The sequence below is a fragment of the Streptomyces sp. 130 genome, from assembly GCF_007096885.1.
Taxonomy (GTDB): domain Bacteria; phylum Actinomycetota; class Actinomycetes; order Streptomycetales; family Streptomycetaceae; genus Streptomyces.
Genome location: NZ_VJNO01000013.1, coordinates 160,958 through 177,169, shown reverse-complemented (window position 1 = coordinate 177,169; position 16,212 = coordinate 160,958). Strand labels below are relative to the sequence as shown.

18 protein-coding genes are annotated in these 16,212 nt (G+C 73.4%); 8 read left to right on the top strand and 10 right to left on the bottom strand.

The genetic code is table 11. The features are described 5' to 3' along the window. Window positions 1-276: 276 nt before the first annotated feature. Both FKN01_RS14415 and sigJ read left to right on the top strand, forming a co-directional pair. Window positions 277-1,470: a PP2C family protein-serine/threonine phosphatase gene (locus FKN01_RS14415; RefSeq protein WP_143620334.1), complete on the top strand. Its 1,194-nt coding sequence runs from the start codon at window positions 277-279 to the stop codon at window positions 1,468-1,470. A gap of 200 nt (window positions 1,471-1,670) precedes the next feature. Next, window positions 1,671-2,633, top strand: a complete 963-nt coding sequence (gene sigJ / locus FKN01_RS14410) for an RNA polymerase sigma factor SigJ (RefSeq protein ID WP_143620332.1) — start codon at window positions 1,671-1,673, stop codon at window positions 2,631-2,633. Here the strand turns inward: sigJ and FKN01_RS14405 are convergent. After that, window positions 2,615-3,139: a DUF488 family protein gene (locus FKN01_RS14405; protein ID WP_143620330.1), complete on the bottom strand. Its 525-nt coding sequence runs from the start codon at window positions 3,137-3,139 to the stop codon at window positions 2,615-2,617. The two genes, sigJ and FKN01_RS14405, sit on opposite strands and share 19 nt — an antisense overlap. 11 nt (window positions 3,140-3,150) lie before the next feature. Further along, on the bottom strand, window positions 3,151-3,357 hold the full coding sequence (locus tag FKN01_RS14400) for a DUF2945 domain-containing protein (protein WP_143620328.1): 207 nt from the start codon (window positions 3,355-3,357) through the stop codon (window positions 3,151-3,153). 131 nt (window positions 3,358-3,488) lie between these two features. On the opposite strand from FKN01_RS14400, the gene FKN01_RS14395 reads away from it, so the two are divergent. Both FKN01_RS14395 and FKN01_RS33565 read left to right on the top strand, forming a co-directional pair. Further along, window positions 3,489-4,259: a uracil-DNA glycosylase gene (locus tag FKN01_RS14395; RefSeq protein ID WP_143620326.1), complete on the top strand. Its 771-nt coding sequence runs from the start codon at window positions 3,489-3,491 to the stop codon at window positions 4,257-4,259. A gap of 375 nt (window positions 4,260-4,634) precedes the next feature. Then, the gene (locus tag FKN01_RS33565) at window positions 4,635-5,243 is read left to right on the top strand and encodes a DUF4232 domain-containing protein (RefSeq protein WP_313906151.1); all 609 of its coding nucleotides are present in this window, start codon (window positions 4,635-4,637) and stop codon (window positions 5,241-5,243) included. A gap of 22 nt (window positions 5,244-5,265) precedes the next feature. On the opposite strand, the gene FKN01_RS14385 is transcribed toward FKN01_RS33565, so the two are convergent. Together FKN01_RS14385 and FKN01_RS14380 are read right to left on the bottom strand one after the other, a co-directional pair. Continuing rightward, window positions 5,266-5,889 carry a cysteine hydrolase family protein gene (locus FKN01_RS14385; RefSeq protein WP_143620324.1) on the bottom strand — a complete coding sequence of 208 codons (624 nt, stop codon included), beginning with the start codon at window positions 5,887-5,889 and terminating at the stop codon, window positions 5,266-5,268. A 94-nt stretch (window positions 5,890-5,983) separates the two neighbouring features. After that, the gene (locus FKN01_RS14380) at window positions 5,984-6,976 is read right to left on the bottom strand and encodes a GlxA family transcriptional regulator (protein ID WP_143620323.1); all 993 of its coding nucleotides are present in this window, start codon (window positions 6,974-6,976) and stop codon (window positions 5,984-5,986) included. A 152-nt stretch (window positions 6,977-7,128) separates the two neighbouring features. On the opposite strand from FKN01_RS14380, the gene FKN01_RS14375 reads away from it, so the two are divergent. Next, the gene (locus FKN01_RS14375) at window positions 7,129-7,317 is read left to right on the top strand and encodes a DUF6381 family protein (RefSeq protein ID WP_143620321.1); all 189 of its coding nucleotides are present in this window, start codon (window positions 7,129-7,131) and stop codon (window positions 7,315-7,317) included. Between the two features lie 26 nt (window positions 7,318-7,343). On the opposite strand, the gene FKN01_RS14370 is transcribed toward FKN01_RS14375, so the two are convergent. The 6 genes from FKN01_RS14370 to FKN01_RS14345 form a co-directional block, all read right to left on the bottom strand. Further along, complete coding sequence (locus FKN01_RS14370) at window positions 7,344-7,751, bottom strand: DUF6221 family protein (RefSeq protein ID WP_143620319.1); 408 nt, start codon at window positions 7,749-7,751, stop codon at window positions 7,344-7,346. A 67-nt stretch (window positions 7,752-7,818) separates the two neighbouring features. Continuing rightward, window positions 7,819-8,265, bottom strand: a complete 447-nt coding sequence (locus tag FKN01_RS14365; RefSeq protein WP_143620317.1) for a nitroreductase family deazaflavin-dependent oxidoreductase — start codon at window positions 8,263-8,265, stop codon at window positions 7,819-7,821. Between the two features lie 116 nt (window positions 8,266-8,381). Further along, window positions 8,382-9,104, bottom strand: coding sequence for a DUF4230 domain-containing protein (locus FKN01_RS14360; RefSeq protein ID WP_143620315.1), 723 nt, complete (start codon window positions 9,102-9,104; stop codon window positions 8,382-8,384). A 70-nt stretch (window positions 9,105-9,174) separates the two neighbouring features. Continuing rightward, entirely contained in the window at window positions 9,175-9,690 is a 516-nt protein-coding gene (locus FKN01_RS14355; protein ID WP_143620313.1) for a DinB family protein, read from the bottom strand. A gap of 41 nt (window positions 9,691-9,731) precedes the next feature. Next, window positions 9,732-10,508 (bottom strand): DUF4389 domain-containing protein, encoded by a 777-nt coding sequence (locus FKN01_RS14350; RefSeq protein WP_143620311.1) that lies wholly within the window; start codon window positions 10,506-10,508, stop codon window positions 9,732-9,734. Between the two features lie 152 nt (window positions 10,509-10,660). After that, entirely contained in the window at window positions 10,661-11,233 is a 573-nt protein-coding gene (locus FKN01_RS14345; RefSeq protein ID WP_398932318.1) for a VanZ family protein, read from the bottom strand. Window positions 11,234-11,365: 132 nt separating this feature from the next. Between FKN01_RS14345 and FKN01_RS14340 the strand changes: the two genes are divergently transcribed. The 3 genes from FKN01_RS14340 to FKN01_RS14330 all read left to right on the top strand — a co-directional run bounded on the left by FKN01_RS14340 (window position 11,366) and on the right by FKN01_RS14330 (window position 16,201). Next, window positions 11,366-12,895 carry an SDR family oxidoreductase gene (locus FKN01_RS14340; RefSeq protein ID WP_143620309.1) on the top strand — a complete coding sequence of 510 codons (1,530 nt, stop codon included), beginning with the start codon at window positions 11,366-11,368 and terminating at the stop codon, window positions 12,893-12,895. Window positions 12,896-12,961: 66 nt separating this feature from the next. After that, entirely contained in the window at window positions 12,962-14,335 is a 1,374-nt protein-coding gene (locus tag FKN01_RS14335) for a deoxyribodipyrimidine photo-lyase (protein WP_143620307.1), read from the top strand. Between the two features lie 432 nt (window positions 14,336-14,767). Then, entirely contained in the window at window positions 14,768-16,201 is a 1,434-nt protein-coding gene (locus FKN01_RS14330; protein WP_143620305.1) for a PP2C family protein-serine/threonine phosphatase, read from the top strand. Window positions 16,202-16,212 lie beyond the last annotated feature (11 nt).

The window sequence follows — 16,212 nt, the reverse complement described above, 5'->3', positions numbered from 1 at the left end:
CCGAGGACCGGCGGGACATGAGCGTCTCCCACCTGGCCAGGGAAGCCGTCATCGCCGCGATCACCACCGGGGCGCCCCCCCCCCCCCCCCCCCCCCCCCCCCCCGCCCCCCCCCCCGGGGGGGCCCGCGGGGCCCCCCCCCCGCCCCCCCCCCCACTTTTGCGTATCCGCACAGTTCCGGCGCTCCGCCGAATGGCGTCCACGACTGGCGCCCCCCGGTGTCCGGGCGGTTGGCTCTTCTTCAGTGCGCACACATCTGCCGGACGGGTGATATCCCATGTCGTACTCCCCCACCAGCGACGGCGAACGCCTGCTGCACGGGTTCATGGCCGAGGTGCACGCCACCGCACCGACCGAGATCCCCACACTCGTCAACCGGTACGCGGGGCTGCTCGGTCTGCGCCGGGTCGAGATCTACATCGTCGATCTCCAGCAGCAGCGCCTGACTCCGCTCTCGGCCGAGGCGCAGCTGCGCGTGGACGGGTCCCTGGCGGGTTCGGCCTTCCGCTCGGTGGCGCTGCGGGTGGAGGCGACGGACACCGAGACGCTGATCGTCTGGCTGCCGCTGGTGGACGGGGTGGAGCGGCTGGGGGTCATCGGTGTCCAGGTGGACACCCTGGACAAGACGCTGCTGGAGCGGTGCCAGAGCCTCGCGTCCGTCCTGGCGATGGCGATCACGTCGAAGCGCGCGTTCAGCGACCGGTTCGTGCAGCGGGCCCGTACGGAGACGATGACGCTGCCCGCCGAGATGGTGCGGGCCCTGCTGCCGCCGCGCGCGGTCGGTGAGGAGCGGGCACTGTCCACGGCGGTGCTGGAACCGGCGTACGAGCTGGGCGGCGACGCCTTCGACCACTCGCTGACGGAGTCGACGCTGCACGCGGTCATCCTCGACGCGATGGGGCACAACCTGGCGTCCGGGATGACCACCGCGATCGCGATGGCGGGCTGCCGCAGCGCCCGGCGCAGGGGGTCGGGGCTGCGGCAGCTCGTGAAAACGGTCGACGAGGTGCTGGCCGAGTGGCTGCCCGACCAGTTCTGCACCGGCATCGCCCTGCAACTGGACTTGGCCAGCGGCATCCTGAGCTGGATCAACTGCGGCCATCCACCGCCCCTGCTGATCCGGGACCACCGCGTTCTGGACAACGCGCTCGACCGCCCCGCCGAACCCCCCATGGGCACCCCCGGGACGATCGGCGGTGCGGAACGAGTGCGTCATGAGGTTCCGCTGCAGCCAGGGGACCGCGTCGTTCTGTACACCGACGGAGTGACCGAGGCCCGGACGGCGGACGGAACCCACTTCGGCCTCGCCCGGTTCACGGCCTCCATCATCCGCGCCACCGCTGCCGGAGAGCCCGCTTCCGAGGCCCTCCGGCAGCTCATCCACTCCATCCGCGAGTACCAGCACGACCGGCTGAACGACGACGCGACGATCATGATCGTGGAGTGGCGCCCCCAGACGCGAACGGCCTGAGTGCTCTCCTCGCGCGCGCCGGGCACCCCGCGGACCCGGCCCGCCGGGCCGACGGCCGGTGTCTCACCGGTACTGTCCCAACGGTCCGACGACGTGGGGCCGCGCAATGTGAGGCCGCTGTCCACCTCACGTTCCGGCGCGCTGTTCCGTCGAACCGTCAGCAGCGGTTACGGACACGACGACCAGGGGCGGTCACACAGATGAGCACACCTTCCGAGCCGGACCTGAGCGCCGTCATCGGCGAGCGCCGCCAGTTGACGAACCTCGCCTACCGGATGCTCGGTTCGGTCGCCGAGGCGGAGGACGCCGTACAGGAGACGTACGCCCGCTGGTACGCGATGCCACCGGAGCGGCGGGACGCCGTCGAGTCGCCCGGGGCGTGGCTGACGACGGTGGCGAGCCGGGTGTGCCTCGATGTGCTGGGCTCGGCGCGGGTCAGGCGGGAGCGTTACGTCGGCGAGTGGATACCGGAGCCGCTGCCGGACCGCTCCGAGTGGGTCGGCGGGCGCGCCGACGGCGGCGGCGGCGACGCGCCGGCGGACCCCGCGGACCGGGTCACCCTGGACGAGTCCGTGAACATGGCGTTCCTGGTGGTGCTGGAGTCCATGACCCCGGCCGAGCGGGTGGCGTTCATCCTGCACGACGTGTTCCGGTACCCCTTCGCGGAGGTCGGGGAGATCGTCGGCCGGAGCGCCCCGGCGTGCCGGCAGCTCGCCGCCTCGGGCCGCCGGCGCATCCGCGACGCCCGCGCCGAGACGGGCCCGGCCGCCGGGCAGGCGGTCCTGGTGCGGGAGTTCAAGGACGCCTGGGAGGCCAAGGACATCGGGGCGCTCATCGGTCTCCTCGACCCGGAGGCGGCGATGGTCACCGACGGCGGCGGTCTGGCCGGAGCGGCCCTGCGCCCGGTCGAGGGCGCCGAGCGGGTCGCCCGCTATCTGGTCCACTTCGCGGACAAGGCGCCCGGGCTCCTGCTGCTCGAACGCACGGTGAACGGCCGGCCAGGCCTGGTCGCCCAGCACTCCGGGGTCACGGTGACCGTGGCCGCGTTCGGTCTCGCCGGGGGCCGGGTGCACCGCATCTGGGCGGTGCGCAACCCGGAGAAGCTGCGGCCGTGGCCCGGGCACGGCGGGTCGGGGGCGGCCTCTCAGCCGTGGGGCGGGTAGGTCAGGCGGCCGTCGCGGACCCGCGCGTCCTCGTTCAGGACCGCGGGCCGCGTCGAGGTGGGCGACAGGATGTCCACGACCTCCGCGCCCGCGACGATCAGCGCGTCGGTGATCAGTCTGCGGTGGCAGCGCCACGGGACGGCCTCGCTGCACATGATGGCCGGCCGGGCGTCCTCGGCGAGTGCCAGCAGCTCGTCCAGCCCTTCCCGGAAGGCGTCCGTCGCCATGTAATCGGCGTAGTCGCGGAACGCCTTGACCCGCCAGGCGCCGTTCTCGGTGGGGACGCCCTTCGGGGTGTGGCGGCGGCCGCCCAGCTTCGGGAGCCACCGGTACCCGATGTCCGGCGGCAGGCGGTCGATGATGTTCCGCTGGTTCCACTGCGGGAGTTTCCGGGACGACGGGTACGAGCGCACGTCGGCCAGCAGGGTGATGTCGTTCCGGCGCAGCAGCTCCACCAGTTCGCCGAACTCCCTGGTCGAGTGGCCGACCGTGCAGATCCTGTTCACCGTGCCGTCCGTCAGGTCTTCTTCAGCGCGCTGCCCTTGTGCATGGCGAGGTGCCCGGTCTTGTCGCTCTTGATCTCGTACTGCGGTTCGTCCTTGCTGCAGCGCCGGGTGCGGCCCTTGAATTCGACGTCACTGGTGTGTTTCCCGGTGATGACGCCTTCGACGTGACCGGCTTCGGAGTTCCATCGCACATGGTCCCCGACGGCGAAATCCTTCATGGTCCGGCTTCCTTTCGCTTTTCCGGTCCCGGCCGGGCCGATTTCACGGCCATGGCCCCTTTCGCCCTGGGTACGCTCATTTCGGTGAACGCGCCACCGGGCGGAATCAGGAACGTGGAAGCGGGTCGATCATGTGCACCGCCGAGGACTACCCCGAACGGGCCGCCGCCCGCTCCCGTACGCTGCCCGAGCTCGACGGGCGGCTGGTCACGTGCCGCGCCTGCCCGCGCCTCGTGGAGTGGCGGGAGGAGACGGCCCGGATCAAGCGCCCCGCGTTCCGCGACTGGGAGTACTGGGCCCGTCCCGTACCCGGCTTCGGGCCCTCTGACGCATCCCTGGCCATCACGGGCCTGGCGCCCGCCGCGCACGGCGGGAACCGGACGGGCAGGATGTTCACCGGCGACCGGGCCGGTGACCTGCTGTACGCCACGCTGTACGAGCTGGGGCTGGCCTCCCGGCCCACGGTGACCGGCCTGACCGACGGGCTCGAACTGTACGGGGTCAGGGTCACCTCCCCCGTGCACTGCGCGCCGCCCGCCAACCGCCCGACGCCGGGCGAGCGGGACACGTGCCGGCCGTGGCTGGCCCGGGAGCTCCAGTTGCTGCGGCCCACGGTGCGGTCGGTCGTCGTGCTCGGCGGCTTCGGCTGGCAGGCGGCCCTGGCCGCGCTGGAGCGGGCCGGGCGGCGGGTTCCCCGGCCCAGGCCGGTGTTCGGTCACGGCGCCCGTACGACGCTGGAACCGGCCGACGGGGCGGGCGACCCGCTGACGGTGTTCGGCTGCTACCACGTCAGCCAGCGCAACGTCTTCACCGGCCGGCTCACCCCGGCGATGCTCCGCGAGGTGCTGGCACAGGCAGCACGGGCGGCGGGGCTGCCGGTGGCCCGGCCGAATCCGGAGTGACCCCCGGGGCGAGGATCGCGGAACGGCTCGACCCGGCGAGCCGGAACGGGAAGCACGCGAACGACCTGGGCCTGTGGGCCGCCCGCCGGAACGCCCTCGCGCGTGGAGGTCCGGACCTGCCCGGCGTACGCGGCGGCGGCCTCGGAGTTCCTGGCGGAACTGGAAGGGCTGGACGGGGGCGGTTCGAGGACGACTGACGTTTCCCGGCGTTTTTTTTGCCAGATCATCAGGTTGGACCCACAGGAAATCGAGCACGCGTCCGTTATGGGCTCACTTTCTCGCACCACCGCCACCCCCGCACCGTTCGGACACACGCCCCGTCCGCGAGGGCGCGAGTCGGCGGGGAGAGCGCGTACGCTCCGCCGACGCCTCGTCGTGCCCGTCGCGATGATGTCGTTCGCCCTCGTCGCGGCGGGCTGCGACGACGGCTCCGGATCAAAGGACGCGGCCTCGCCCGCGGCCCACGCCGCGACGACGGGCCCCGCCCGGACCTCGCCCCAGCCGTCCGGCCCGGCCTCCTCGCCCCCGGCGCCGGCCCCCTCCTCCCCCGCCGCGTCCGGCGGGTCCGGGGCCGACGCCTCCGGCCCCGGCCGGTGCCCGGCCGAGGGCCTGGGCATGAGCGTGAAACGCGGCGACGGGGGCGCCGGCCAGGTGTACTACGAGCTCACGTTCGTGAACAAGTCCGGGCACTCCTGCGCCCTGAACGGCTTCCCCGGCGTGTCCCTGATCCAGCGCGACGGCGCCGTCGTCGGCGCTCCGGCCGAGCGTGACGGCGCCTCGCACGGGGCGACCGTGCTGGCTCCCGGCAGGACGGCGCACGTCGTGCTGCACACCCTGAACCAGGGCATCGCGGACGGCGGCTGCTGGAAGCAGGCCGCCTACCTGCGGGTGTACCCGCCGGGCTCCAAGGAGGCGCTGACGCTGCGCGACCCGCAGATCCGTGTCTGCGGCGACCGCTTCACGACGACGTCGGTCGAACGCTGAGGCCGCCGCCGGGGGCGGGCGATCAGGCGGGGAGGTCGTCCACCGTGGCGGCGACCGGGGCGAAGAGGTCGGCCACGGCGGTGAGCGCGGCGGCCTTCAGGGTGCCGGCCGGGACCACGGTGCCGTCGGGCGCGGGCAGGCTGCGGGTGGCCGTGGCCTCGGCGACGACGGCGGGCCGGTAGCCGAGGTTGAACGCGCCCTGGGCGGTGTGGGCGACGCACATGTGGGCCATGAACCCGGCGAGCACCAGGTCCTTGCCGCTGCCGGGCTCCGCGCCCAGGGCGGTGAGGGTCTTCTCCAGCTCCGTGCGGTGGAAGGAGTTCGGGAACTGCTTGACGACCACCGCCTCGCCCTCCCGGGGCGCCACTTCGTCGCTGAGGGCGCCGATGTGCTCGCGGATGTCGTACGGGGAGCCCTCGCCGCCGTCGTGGATGACATGGACCACCGGCGTGCCGGCGGCCCTGGCCCGGTCCAGGAGGCGCGCGCAGGCCGCGACGGCCTCCTCGGCACCCTCCAGGGCCATGACGCCGGTGCGGTAGGTGTTCTGGACGTCGATGAGGATGAGGACGGATTCGCTCAGCCGGGGCAGCCGGTCGTCCAGGCCGGAGACCTCGCGGAGCGTGGCGGAGGGGCGGGTGGTGGTCATGGCGGGTGCCTTTCTCGTGGGCGTGGGCAGGCAGGGCGGAGCCGTCCGCCGTGCCGGGTACGGGGAGTCGGGGTGCCGGGGGTGTCGGGCGCGGTCAGGCCGCGTGGGTGCGGAAGCGGCGGCGGTAGGCGGCCGGTGTGGTGGCGATCTGCCGTCGGAACACCCGGTGCAGGGTCTCCGCCGACCCGAAACCGGCGGCGGACGCCACCCGGTCGAGCGGGTCGTCGGTGGTCTCCAGGAGCCTGCGGGCCGCCTCGACGCGGGCGGACTCCACATAGGCGGCCGGGGAGACTCCGGTCTCCTGTTTGAAGACCCGGGCGAAGTGGCGCTCGCTCAGGCACATCCGCGCCGCGAGCACCGGTGCGGACAGGTCCTGGTCGAGGTGGTCCACGACCCACAGCCGCAGCGCGTCGATCTCGCGCCGGGAGGCGGCCGGTCTGCTCAGGGGTACGGAGAACTGGCTCTGGCCGCCCTGCCGCTTGAGGTACATCACCAGCTGGCGTGCCACGGCGAGCGCGACGTCCTCGCCCAGGTCCTCGGCCACCAGGGCGAGCGCGAGGTCCAGGCAGGCGCTGATGCCGGCGCCGGTCCACACCCGGCCCCGGTCCGCGCGGACGAAGATCGGGTCCGCGTCGACCGTGACCTCCGGGTGCGCGGCGGCGAGCTGGGCGGCGGTCGACCAGTGGGTGGTCGCCGTCATGCCGTCCAGGAGCCCGGCGGCGGCGAGCAGATGCGCGCCGACGCACACGGACGCCACCCGGCGGGCGTGCGGGGCCGTCTCCTTCACCCAGGCCACGATGTCCGCGTCGATCCGGGCGACGGGCCCTTCGTCGGTGATGTCGACCGCACCGGGGACCAGGAGGGTGTCGACCTCCCGCCCCACCTCGCCGAAGGCCAGGTCGGTCAGCAGCCGCACCCCCGCCGAGGTCCGGACCTCGCCCGCCTCGGGCCCGGCGAGCCGCACCTCGTAGCGGGGACGGCCCCCGGACACCCTGTTGGCCAGGGCGAAGACCTCGGCGGGGCCTGAGACGTCGAGGAGATCGACGCCGGGGAAGACCGCGATGACGACGCGGTGTGCGGTGGACATGGGTCCATCGTCGTCAACCGCGCGGGTGGCCGCAATGACGGTTCCCTGTCACATTCGGACACCGGTGCGGCGGCCCGGCCCCCGAGATGCGTACGCGCGGATGCGCTGGTTCGCTGGAATGGACGGCTCTCCACCGAGAACCTGGAGTGATCATGAGCGTTGCGGACGAGACCGGCGGCCGGGCCGAACGCATCCGGGCGAAGGCCGAGGAGATGCGGGAGACCGCCGAACGCACATCGGACCCCCGGGAGCGGCAGCGCCTCCAGGACAAGGCCCGCCGGCTCCAGGAGCGGAGCGACCAGGTGAGCACCAAGGGCGACCACGGGACCAACGCGCTCTGACCTCCCGGCGCCGCGGGCCTCGCGTGCTACTGGGTGAAGCGGGGCAGCCACTTCACCAGGTAGTCGGGGTGGCCCGCGTGCTCGGCGGCCAGCTGCCGGACCACGAAGCCCAGGCCGAAGGCGCGGCCGGACGCGAAGTCGCGCTGCGGGCGGTCGACGTCGAGCGCGGCGACCTCGGCGTACTCGTCCAGGAGGACCCGGCTGGTCTCGATGCGCTGAAGCGTCCGGGCCGGGTCCTGCCGGACGATGTGCCGGTCGTAGGCGTGGCCGTGCGTCCGCAGGGTGAAGGCGATCGCGCCGCCCCGGTCGTGGATCTCGCCGGGCGTCCCGGCCGGGCACCGCCACGCCTCGCCGCCGGCCGCCCGCGCCAGGTCCTCTTCCTCATCGAGGCGCGCCCTGACGAAGGCGACGAGGTCGGAGTTGTCTGTCGTCATCGGGTTTCGCATCCTTCCGCTCGGCCCCACCCCCTGGGGGCCGAGCTGGACACTATCCCGAGACGCCTCAGTGGTTCCCGTCCACCGGCTCCAGTACGAACACGGGGATCTGCCGGTCCGTCTTCTTCTGGTAGTCCGCGTAGTCGGGGAACGCCTCCACCGCGCGCTCCCACCACTGCTCCTTCTCCGCGCCGGTGACCTCACGTGCCGTCATGTCGCGGCGCTCGGGGCCGTCCTGGAGCTCGGCGCGCGGGTCGGCCTTGAGGTTGTGGTACCAGACGGGGTGGGAGGGGGCGCCGCCCTGGGAGGCGACCACCGCGTACCGGCCACCGTGCTCGACGCGCATCAGGGGCGTCTTGCGGATCTTGCCCGTCTTGGCGCCCACGGTCGTCAGGACGATGACGGGCATGCCGCGCATCGTCGTCCCTTCCGTGCCGCCCGAGCTCTCGTACTGCTCGACCTGGTCGCGAACCCACTGGGAGGGGCTCGGCTCGTACTCGCCCTGGAGAGGCATGCGTTCTTTCCCGTCGTCGGTCTGTCCGGCCGCGGCGCCTCGCCGGCCGCGGCATCTCATCATGGCTTCAACGACTTCCGCCGCCGGGCTAATCCGCCCCGGCCGTCGTGTCGCGGTCAGGAGGGGCCGGCGGCCCGGGTGCCGTAGCGGACCGTCACCTTCTCGAAGCCCAGGGACCCGAGCAGGCCCTTGAGCATCGCGGTGGTGTTCCTCTCGGCGCGCCGCGCCAGACCGCTCTCCTCGGCCGCGTCACCGATGTGGCGCGCGGCCAGCTTGTTGACGGCCTGTTCGCTGCCGGGGTTGTCGGAGAAGAAGTCGCCGAGCCGGTCGAGGAGGCCGCGCTGCTTGGAGACCGCGTAGGAGCGGTCGGGATCGAGCGCCGGCTTGCCGAGGACCGCGTGCGGGAGCCGGAGTTCGGCGGTGGTGCGGTCGTCGTCGACGACCACTCCCCCGCTCGTCACCCGTCCGAGGTCGACGTACGCGGAGACGGTGCCGGCGCCGACGTACAGCGTGCGGCTGCCCCGGATCACGTCGGGGACGTACTTGGTGTCCTTCTCCAGGTCGACCACGACCTGGAAGTCGCCGGCCGCGGCCTCGTACCTGCTCATGTCCTGGATCGACTTGAGCACCGCGGGGCCCGAGCGGTCGTGGGTCTCCTCGCCGAAGACGTCTCCCAGGCCGGGCAGCAGGCTGATGCGGGTGCCGAGGAGCAGCAGGGCGAGCGCGACCGCGCACAGGGCGGCGGCGCGTCCCCAGCGGCGGCGGTGACGGCGGCGCCGGCCGTCGTCGGCCGGGCCGGGCTTCGTGGACGGTTCTGTCGCCGGGTCGGTGGAGGTCATACGGTCCGTATGACCCCGCCCGCCGGGTTCACGCGGCCCAGACCGCCCCGGGGCCGGCCGCACACGCCCCTCAGTCCCCGGTGACCCCGTCCAGTCGCTCGCGCACCAGATCGGCGTGGCCGATGTGGCGCGCGTACTCCCCGATCATGTGGACGTGGACCAGGCGCAGTGAGTACACCTCCCCGTTGTGGGTGAAGGTGTCGTCCAGCGAGGCGCCGGCGACGATCTCGTCCGCGAGCCGGCACTCCTCGACCAGCCGGGCGTGGTCCTCGGCCGCCGTGGCGGGGTCCAGGTCCTCGAAGTCGGCGTCCTTGCCCTTGCCCGGGTCGTACATCGGCTCCAGGTCCTGCCCGGCGAACCGCTGCCGGAACCAGGTGCGTTCGACCTTGGCCATGTGGCGTACGAGCCCCAGCAGGGACAGGTTCGAGGGCGGCACCGTCCGTTCGGCGAGCTGTTCACCGGTGAGTCCGGCGCACTTCTGGAGGAGCGTCGAGCGGAACCAGCCGAGATAGCCGGTCAGCATCTCCCGTTCGGCGGCGACGAGCGAGCCGGGCGTACGGGCAACTGCGGGTGCGGTCCAGGTCATCGGGCGATCATGCACCCGAACAGCCCTTCCCGCGAGCCGTTTTACGCCCGCGTGCCGGCGGCGTCGCCGTCCGGGAGGGAGCGGGCCACGGGGGTCGTGGCACCGCCGACGAGCCCGAGGACCAGGAAGAGGACCACCAGCGCCTTGCCCGCACCGCTCATGACCAGCGGCCGGGTGGCGGAGCGCGGCTGCCCCCGCGTCACGGAGAGGCCGTCGTCGCCGAAGAGCCCCTTGGGGTAGGCCGGGCTGAGCAGGGAGAAGTAGGCGGAGACCCGCATCTCGTAGCGCAGGGTGGCCGCCGTCGCCTCGAACAGCGGACCGGGCACGCGTCCCAGGACCAGCGTGATGAGCCACCACAGCACGGCCAGGACGGACCAGCCCGATGTGGCCAGGCCCTGCACGATGGCGGCGGGGATGACCAGGATCAGACGGAAGAAGACGGCGAGCCGGTTCAGCCGCGTCGGGCGGACCTCGATGCGGACCGGGTAGTCCGGCGGCTGGGACAGGCTGAAGGGCGGGTAGCGGTCCACGAGGAGCATGGCGCTCGCGCCGACCCGTGTCCGGTAGGCCAGGACGTGGGCGAGGTAGCGGTAGACGGGACCGGGCAGCCGGCCGAGCGCCAGGGCGGCGAACCAGCCGAACACGACGGTGAAGAAGGCCCCGATCTCCAGGAAGAACAGCACGACGAAGTGCGGGATGAGCAGGAGCAGCCGGAGGAACACGGTGAGCCGCCGCCGGCGGACGGGTGCCACGACGTCCAGCACGGGCCGGAACTCGTCCCCGGCGCGCGGCCCCGGGCTCCACTGGGCGTCGGTCATGTCGCTCCTCTTCGGCGGTGACCGCGCGCCGGGCCCGCGATCCTGGACCCCGGGAGCCGGTGCGCGGCACTCCCGGTGGCCTTCCACCGTCGGCCGCCCGGATACCGCCCGCAATCGGCCACGGGCCGATCGGGTAGCCGTACCGCCGCAGGTCAGCGCTTGCGGAGCCGGCCGCGCGCGGCCTTCGTGCGGGGCTGCGGGTCCGTGCCTGGCGCGGCCGGCGGCTTCTCGGCGAGCACGTGGTAACGGTGGCTCAGGCGCCGCCCCACCAGCAGGTAGGCCAGGAGGGCTCCCGCCGTGTTGAGGATGACGTCGTCCACGTCGAAGGCGCGGCCCTGTACGACCGCTCCCTGCACCAGTTCCACGAGGACGATGACCGCCACGGTCAGCAGGAACATGCGGAGCATCCGGAGCCGTCGCGGGACGAGGACGGGCAGCAGCACGCCGAAGGGCATGCCGAGCACCAGATTGCCCCCGGCCTGCTTGCACGCCGCGAGGAACGTGTAGTCCTCGGCGTACTGCCGCAGCGAGCGGCCCGGATGCAGGTTCGACTTCACGAGTTCCGCGGAGGCGGGCGACGGGGTGAGCGTCACCTTCGCCAGCACCACCGAGAATCCGACCATGGCCACGAAGGCCAGTACCAGGATGGAGACGCGCAGCAGGAGCCGCCCCCATCCCTTCCGCCGGGACGGGTCGCGCTGGGGTCCTGCCGCCGCTGCGTCCATGGGCGACGGATGCCCCGCGAGCGCCGGACCACACCCCCTGCCTGCCGTGCGGGGCATGCGCCCCGGCGTCAGACTGGTCGCGACGGGCCGATCGTGCGCGGTCCGGTGCGTTCGGACCGATGCGGAGGTCTCATGACGAACGGCCACCCCGGGGCACCCCTGAACTGCCTGGTCACCGGTGCCAGCGGCTACATCGGCGGCCGCCTGGTCCCGGAGCTGCTGGCGGCCGGGCACCGGGTGCGGTGCCTGGCCCGCACCCCGGAGAAGCTGCGCGACCACCCATGGGCCGGCGAGGTGGAGACCGTACGGGGCGATGTCACGGACGCGGCTTCGCTCGCCCCGGCGATGGACGGCATCGACGTGGCGTACTACCTGGTGCACGCGCTGACGACCGGGGCCGGTTTCGAGGAGACCGACCGGCGGGCCGCCGCGGCCTTCGCCGAGCGGGCGCGGGCCGCCGGTGTCGGCCGCATCGTCTATCTCGGCGGCCTCACCCCCGAAGACGTACCCGAGCGGGAGCTGTCGCCGCATCTGCGCTCCCGGGCCGAGGTGGGGCGCATCCTGCTGGAGTCCGGCGTGCCGACGACCGCGCTGCGGGCGGCCGTCATCATCGGATCGGGCTCCGCGTCGTTCGAGATGCTGCGCTATCTCACGGAGCGGCTGCCGGTGATGGTGACGCCGAGCTGGGTGTCGACGCGCATCCAGCCGATCGCCGTCCGCGACGTGCTGCGCTATCTGGTGGGCAGTGCCCGCATGCCCCGGGACGTGAACCGCGCGTTCGACATCGGCGGGCCCGACGTCCTCACGTACCGGGACATGATGCAGCGCTACGCGGAGGTGGCGGAGCTGCCGCACCGGCTGATCCTGCCCGTGCCGATGCTGTCCCCGGGCCTCTCCAGCCACTGGGTCGGTCTCATCACGCCCGTGCCCGCGGCGATCGCCCGGCCGCTCGCCGAGTCCCTGCGGTACGAGGTGGTGTGCCGGGAGCACGACATCGCGGGGTACGTCCCCGACGGCGCGGGGCAGCCGTTCGCCTTCGACACGGCGCTGCGCCTGGCCCTGCAACGCGTCCGGGAGGCCCGGGTCACCACCCGCTGGTCGTCCGCCTCGGTGCCGGGCGTGCCCAGCGACCCGCTGCCCACGGACCCGGACTGGGCGGGCGGCAGCCTGTACACGGACGAGCGGGAGCGCGAGGTGAACGCGTCGCCCGAGGCCCTGTGGCGGGTGGTGGAGGGCATCGGCGGGGAGCACGGCTGGTACTCGTTCCCGCTGGCCTGGGCGGTGCGCGGCTGGCTGGACCGGCTGGTGGGCGGGGTCGGCCTGCGGCGCGGACGGCGTGACACGGACCGGCTGCGGGTGGGCGACTCGCTGGACTTCTGGCGGGTCGAGGAGATCGAACCGGGACACCTGCTGCGGCTGCGTGCGGAGATGCGGCTGCCGGGCCCGGCCTGGCTGGAGATGTACGTCGAGCGGGACGGGGAGGGCCGGTCGCGCTACCGGCAGCGGGCGCTGTTCCATCCGCGCGGGCTGCTCGGGCACGCGTACTGGTGGAGTGTCTCGCCGTTCCACGCCGTGGTGTTCGGCGGGATGGCGCGCAACATCGCGCGGGCGGCGGAGCACCGGACGTCACCCGGACGGGCGGTACCGGCGGTGTCGCCCTGAGCGGTGCGTCCCGGGGCGGCGGGGTGACGGCAGCATGGCTGTCCCCGCCCCTTCTGGAGTTGCGCCATGACCGTTGCGGTCGTCCTGTTCACCGCCGACCTCCGGCTGCACGACCATCCGCCGCTGCGCGCGGCGCTCGCGTCGGCCGACGAGATCGTGCCTCTGTTCGTCCGGGACAGCGCGATCGGGGCGGCGGGTTTCGACGCCCCGAACCGGCGCGCGTTCCTCGCGGACTGTCTGCGCGATCTGGACGCCGGACTGCGTGACCGGGGCGGCCGGCTGGTCATCCGGTCCGGGGACGTGGCCGAGGAGGTGGGCGCGGTCGCCTCGGAGACCGGCGCCGGCGAGGTGCACGTGGCCGCGGGCGTCAGCGCGTACGCCCGCAGCCGTGAGGAACGGCTGCGGGAGGCGCTGGAGGCGGACGGACGCCGGCTGCGGGTCCACGACGGGGTGGTCACCGCGGTGGCGCCCGGCGCGGTGACGCCCGCCTCGTCGGACCACTTCGCCGTGTTCACCCCATATTTCAGGCGCTGGTCGCAGGAGCGGCTGCGCGATGTGTTCGGTGCGCCGCGGACGGTCCGGGTGCCCGGGGGGCCGCGCTCCGAGAAGGTGCCGGCCCGCGGCGACGTCGAGGGCGTGTCGGAAGGGCTCGCGGAGGGCGGCGAGCAGGCGGGGCGCAGGGCGTTCGCGGCCTGGCGGCGGCGCGGGCTCGCCGCGTACGAGGACCGGCACGACGACCTGGCGGCCGACGGCACCTCGCGGCTCTCGCCGCATCTGCACTTCGGCACCCTGTCCCCCGTCGAGCTGGTGCGCCGGTGCCGGGACGCGGGCGGCGCGGGGGCCGAGGCGTTCGTACGGCAGCTGTGCTGGCGGGAGTTCCACCACCAGGTCCTCGCGGCCCGGCCCGCCTCGTCGCACCGGAACTACCGTGACAAGCACGACCGCTGGCGGTCCGAGGCGGACGCCGCCGACGAGGTCGAGGCGTGGCGGCGGGGGCGCACCGGCTATCCGATGGTCGACGCCGCGATGCGCCAGCTCCGCCACGAGGGCTGGATGCACAACCGGGGCCGGCTGCTCACCGCCTCCTTCCTGACCAAGACGCTGTACGTGGACTGGCGCGTCGGGGCCCGCCACTTCCTGGATCTGCTGGTGGACGGCGACATCCCCAACAACCAGATGAACTGGCAGTGGATGGCCGGCACCGGCACCGACAGCCGCCCCAACCGGGTGCTCAACCCCGTCGTACAGGGCAAGCGGCTCGACCCGGACGGGGAGTACGTCCGGCGCTGGGTGCCGGAGCTGTCGGCGCTGTCCGGGGCGGCCGTGCACGAGCCGTGGAAGCTGCCGGACGAGGAGCGGGAGCGGCTGGACTATCCGGAGCCCGTGGTGGAACTGGCCGAGGGCCTGGCCCGGTTCCGGCAGGCGCGCGGGCTGGAGTGAGGGCGCCGGCGCGCGGTGCGGCGGCGGGCGGCGGCCGGTCCGGGAAGGGGAACGCCCCGGCCGGATCGGGGGAATCCAGCCGGGGCGGCTCGAATGTGGGCGCTCAGGGCGTCGTCCACATATAGGTGAACGATAAACCATCGCCGCCTGTTCCCGGCAATCCCCGCCCCGGACTGTGATCCAGGGCACGGACACCGGAAGACGGGCCGGACAGGCGGCTCCACGAGGCGCCCCACACCGCAACTTGCACCAACCACCGCCAACAGCAAGGCTGTTCGAAAGAGAATGGGCTACAGTCAGCCGCTGGCATATGCCGCGTGCAAGAACGCATCGAGTGTTGCCAAACCACTTACGGGCCTCTTCCGGCTGTGCGAAAGTCGTATGCGGTCCACCCTTCGTCACTGGTTGTGCCGCCCTGTATCGGAGTACGACATGCCGTCCCCCCTCTCCGCGGACCGCTCCGCCCCGCAGCCGCCCGAGCGCGGTGCCGTCGACGCGTTGATCCACCGCACGCGCCGGCTGCGCGGCGATGTGGACGCGGTGCGGCGCGACGCCGTGCGCGTGGACGAGGACGATCCGCGGACGCGCTGGCAGCGGGCGCTGTGCGAGCTGGCGGTGCACCACCTGGACGACCTGGGCGCACATCTGGGACAGCTCCGGGACGGCCTGCCCGCCGAGCCCTCCGCACAGCCCGCGGACGGGGCCGGCGAGCCCGCCGGCTCCCTGATCGGCCGGGTCGGCAGCGCCGAATGGAATCTGCTCACCGACGAGGTCAGCTGGTCCGACGAACTGTTCCGGATCTTCGGCCTGGACCCGGCGGCGGGCGGGCTCTCGCTCGACGCCCTGCCCTCCCGGCTGCTCCCCGAGGACCAGCCGTTACTCACCGCGCTCGTCACGGACTGCCTGGTGGACGGCAAGCCGATAGACGGCGAGTTCCGCATCCGGCACACCGACGGACGCGTCCGGACCCTGCACATGCTGGGCGAGCCCGTGCTCGACACGGACGGCTGCACCGCCTCCATGTGGGCCGTGCTGCGCGACGTCAGCGCGCTGCGGCGCAGCCAGCAGGTGGTGCGCCGCAGCCATGACTCCCTGCGCCGCGCACGGCCCGGCGCCGGCGCCCTGCGCCGGACGGCGGCGGAGCCGGAGGCGGCCGTCCTCCCGCCGTGGCAGACCTCCCTCCGGCTTCCCGGCGACGACGGGCCCGGCGCCCTGGACATCGCCGCGCACTACCTGCCGTCCGAGACGAGCGCCCTGATCGGCGGCGGCTGGTACGACGCCATGGAGCTGCCGGACGGCAGGACGATGCTCACCGTCGGCGATCTCACCGGCCACGGCGTCCAGGCCACCTCCGCCATGGCGGTGGTGATGGGCGCGGTGCGCGGCATGGCGATGGCCGGCATCGAGCCCGGCGCCCTCCTCGGGCACCTCAACCAGTTGCTGGAGACCTCCATTCAGCCGGCGCTGGGCAGCGCCGTGTGCGGCAGGTTCGACCCGGCCACGCACACCCTGGACTGGGCGCAGGCCGGCCACCCCGCGCCGCTGCTCTTCCGCGACGGCACCGGACGCCCGCTGCCCCTGCCGGACGGGATGCTGCTCGGAGCGTCCTCCGGGACCGCCTACGAGCAGGTCGAGGCGCACCTGCTGCCCGGCGACGTGCTGGTGCTGCACACCGACGGGCTGGCCCGCGACGACGCCGCCGGGAACGGTGGTGCGCGCCCGGGCACGGAGGCGCTGCTGGGGCTGGCCCCGCGCTTCGCCGAGGCCCGTTCGGCTCAGGAGTGCGTACGGATCGTCGTCGAGGCGTTCGGCGCGACCGAGCGGCTGGACGACGCGTGCGTGCTGATCGCCCGCGTCGGGGCGTAGGGAAGCGGCAG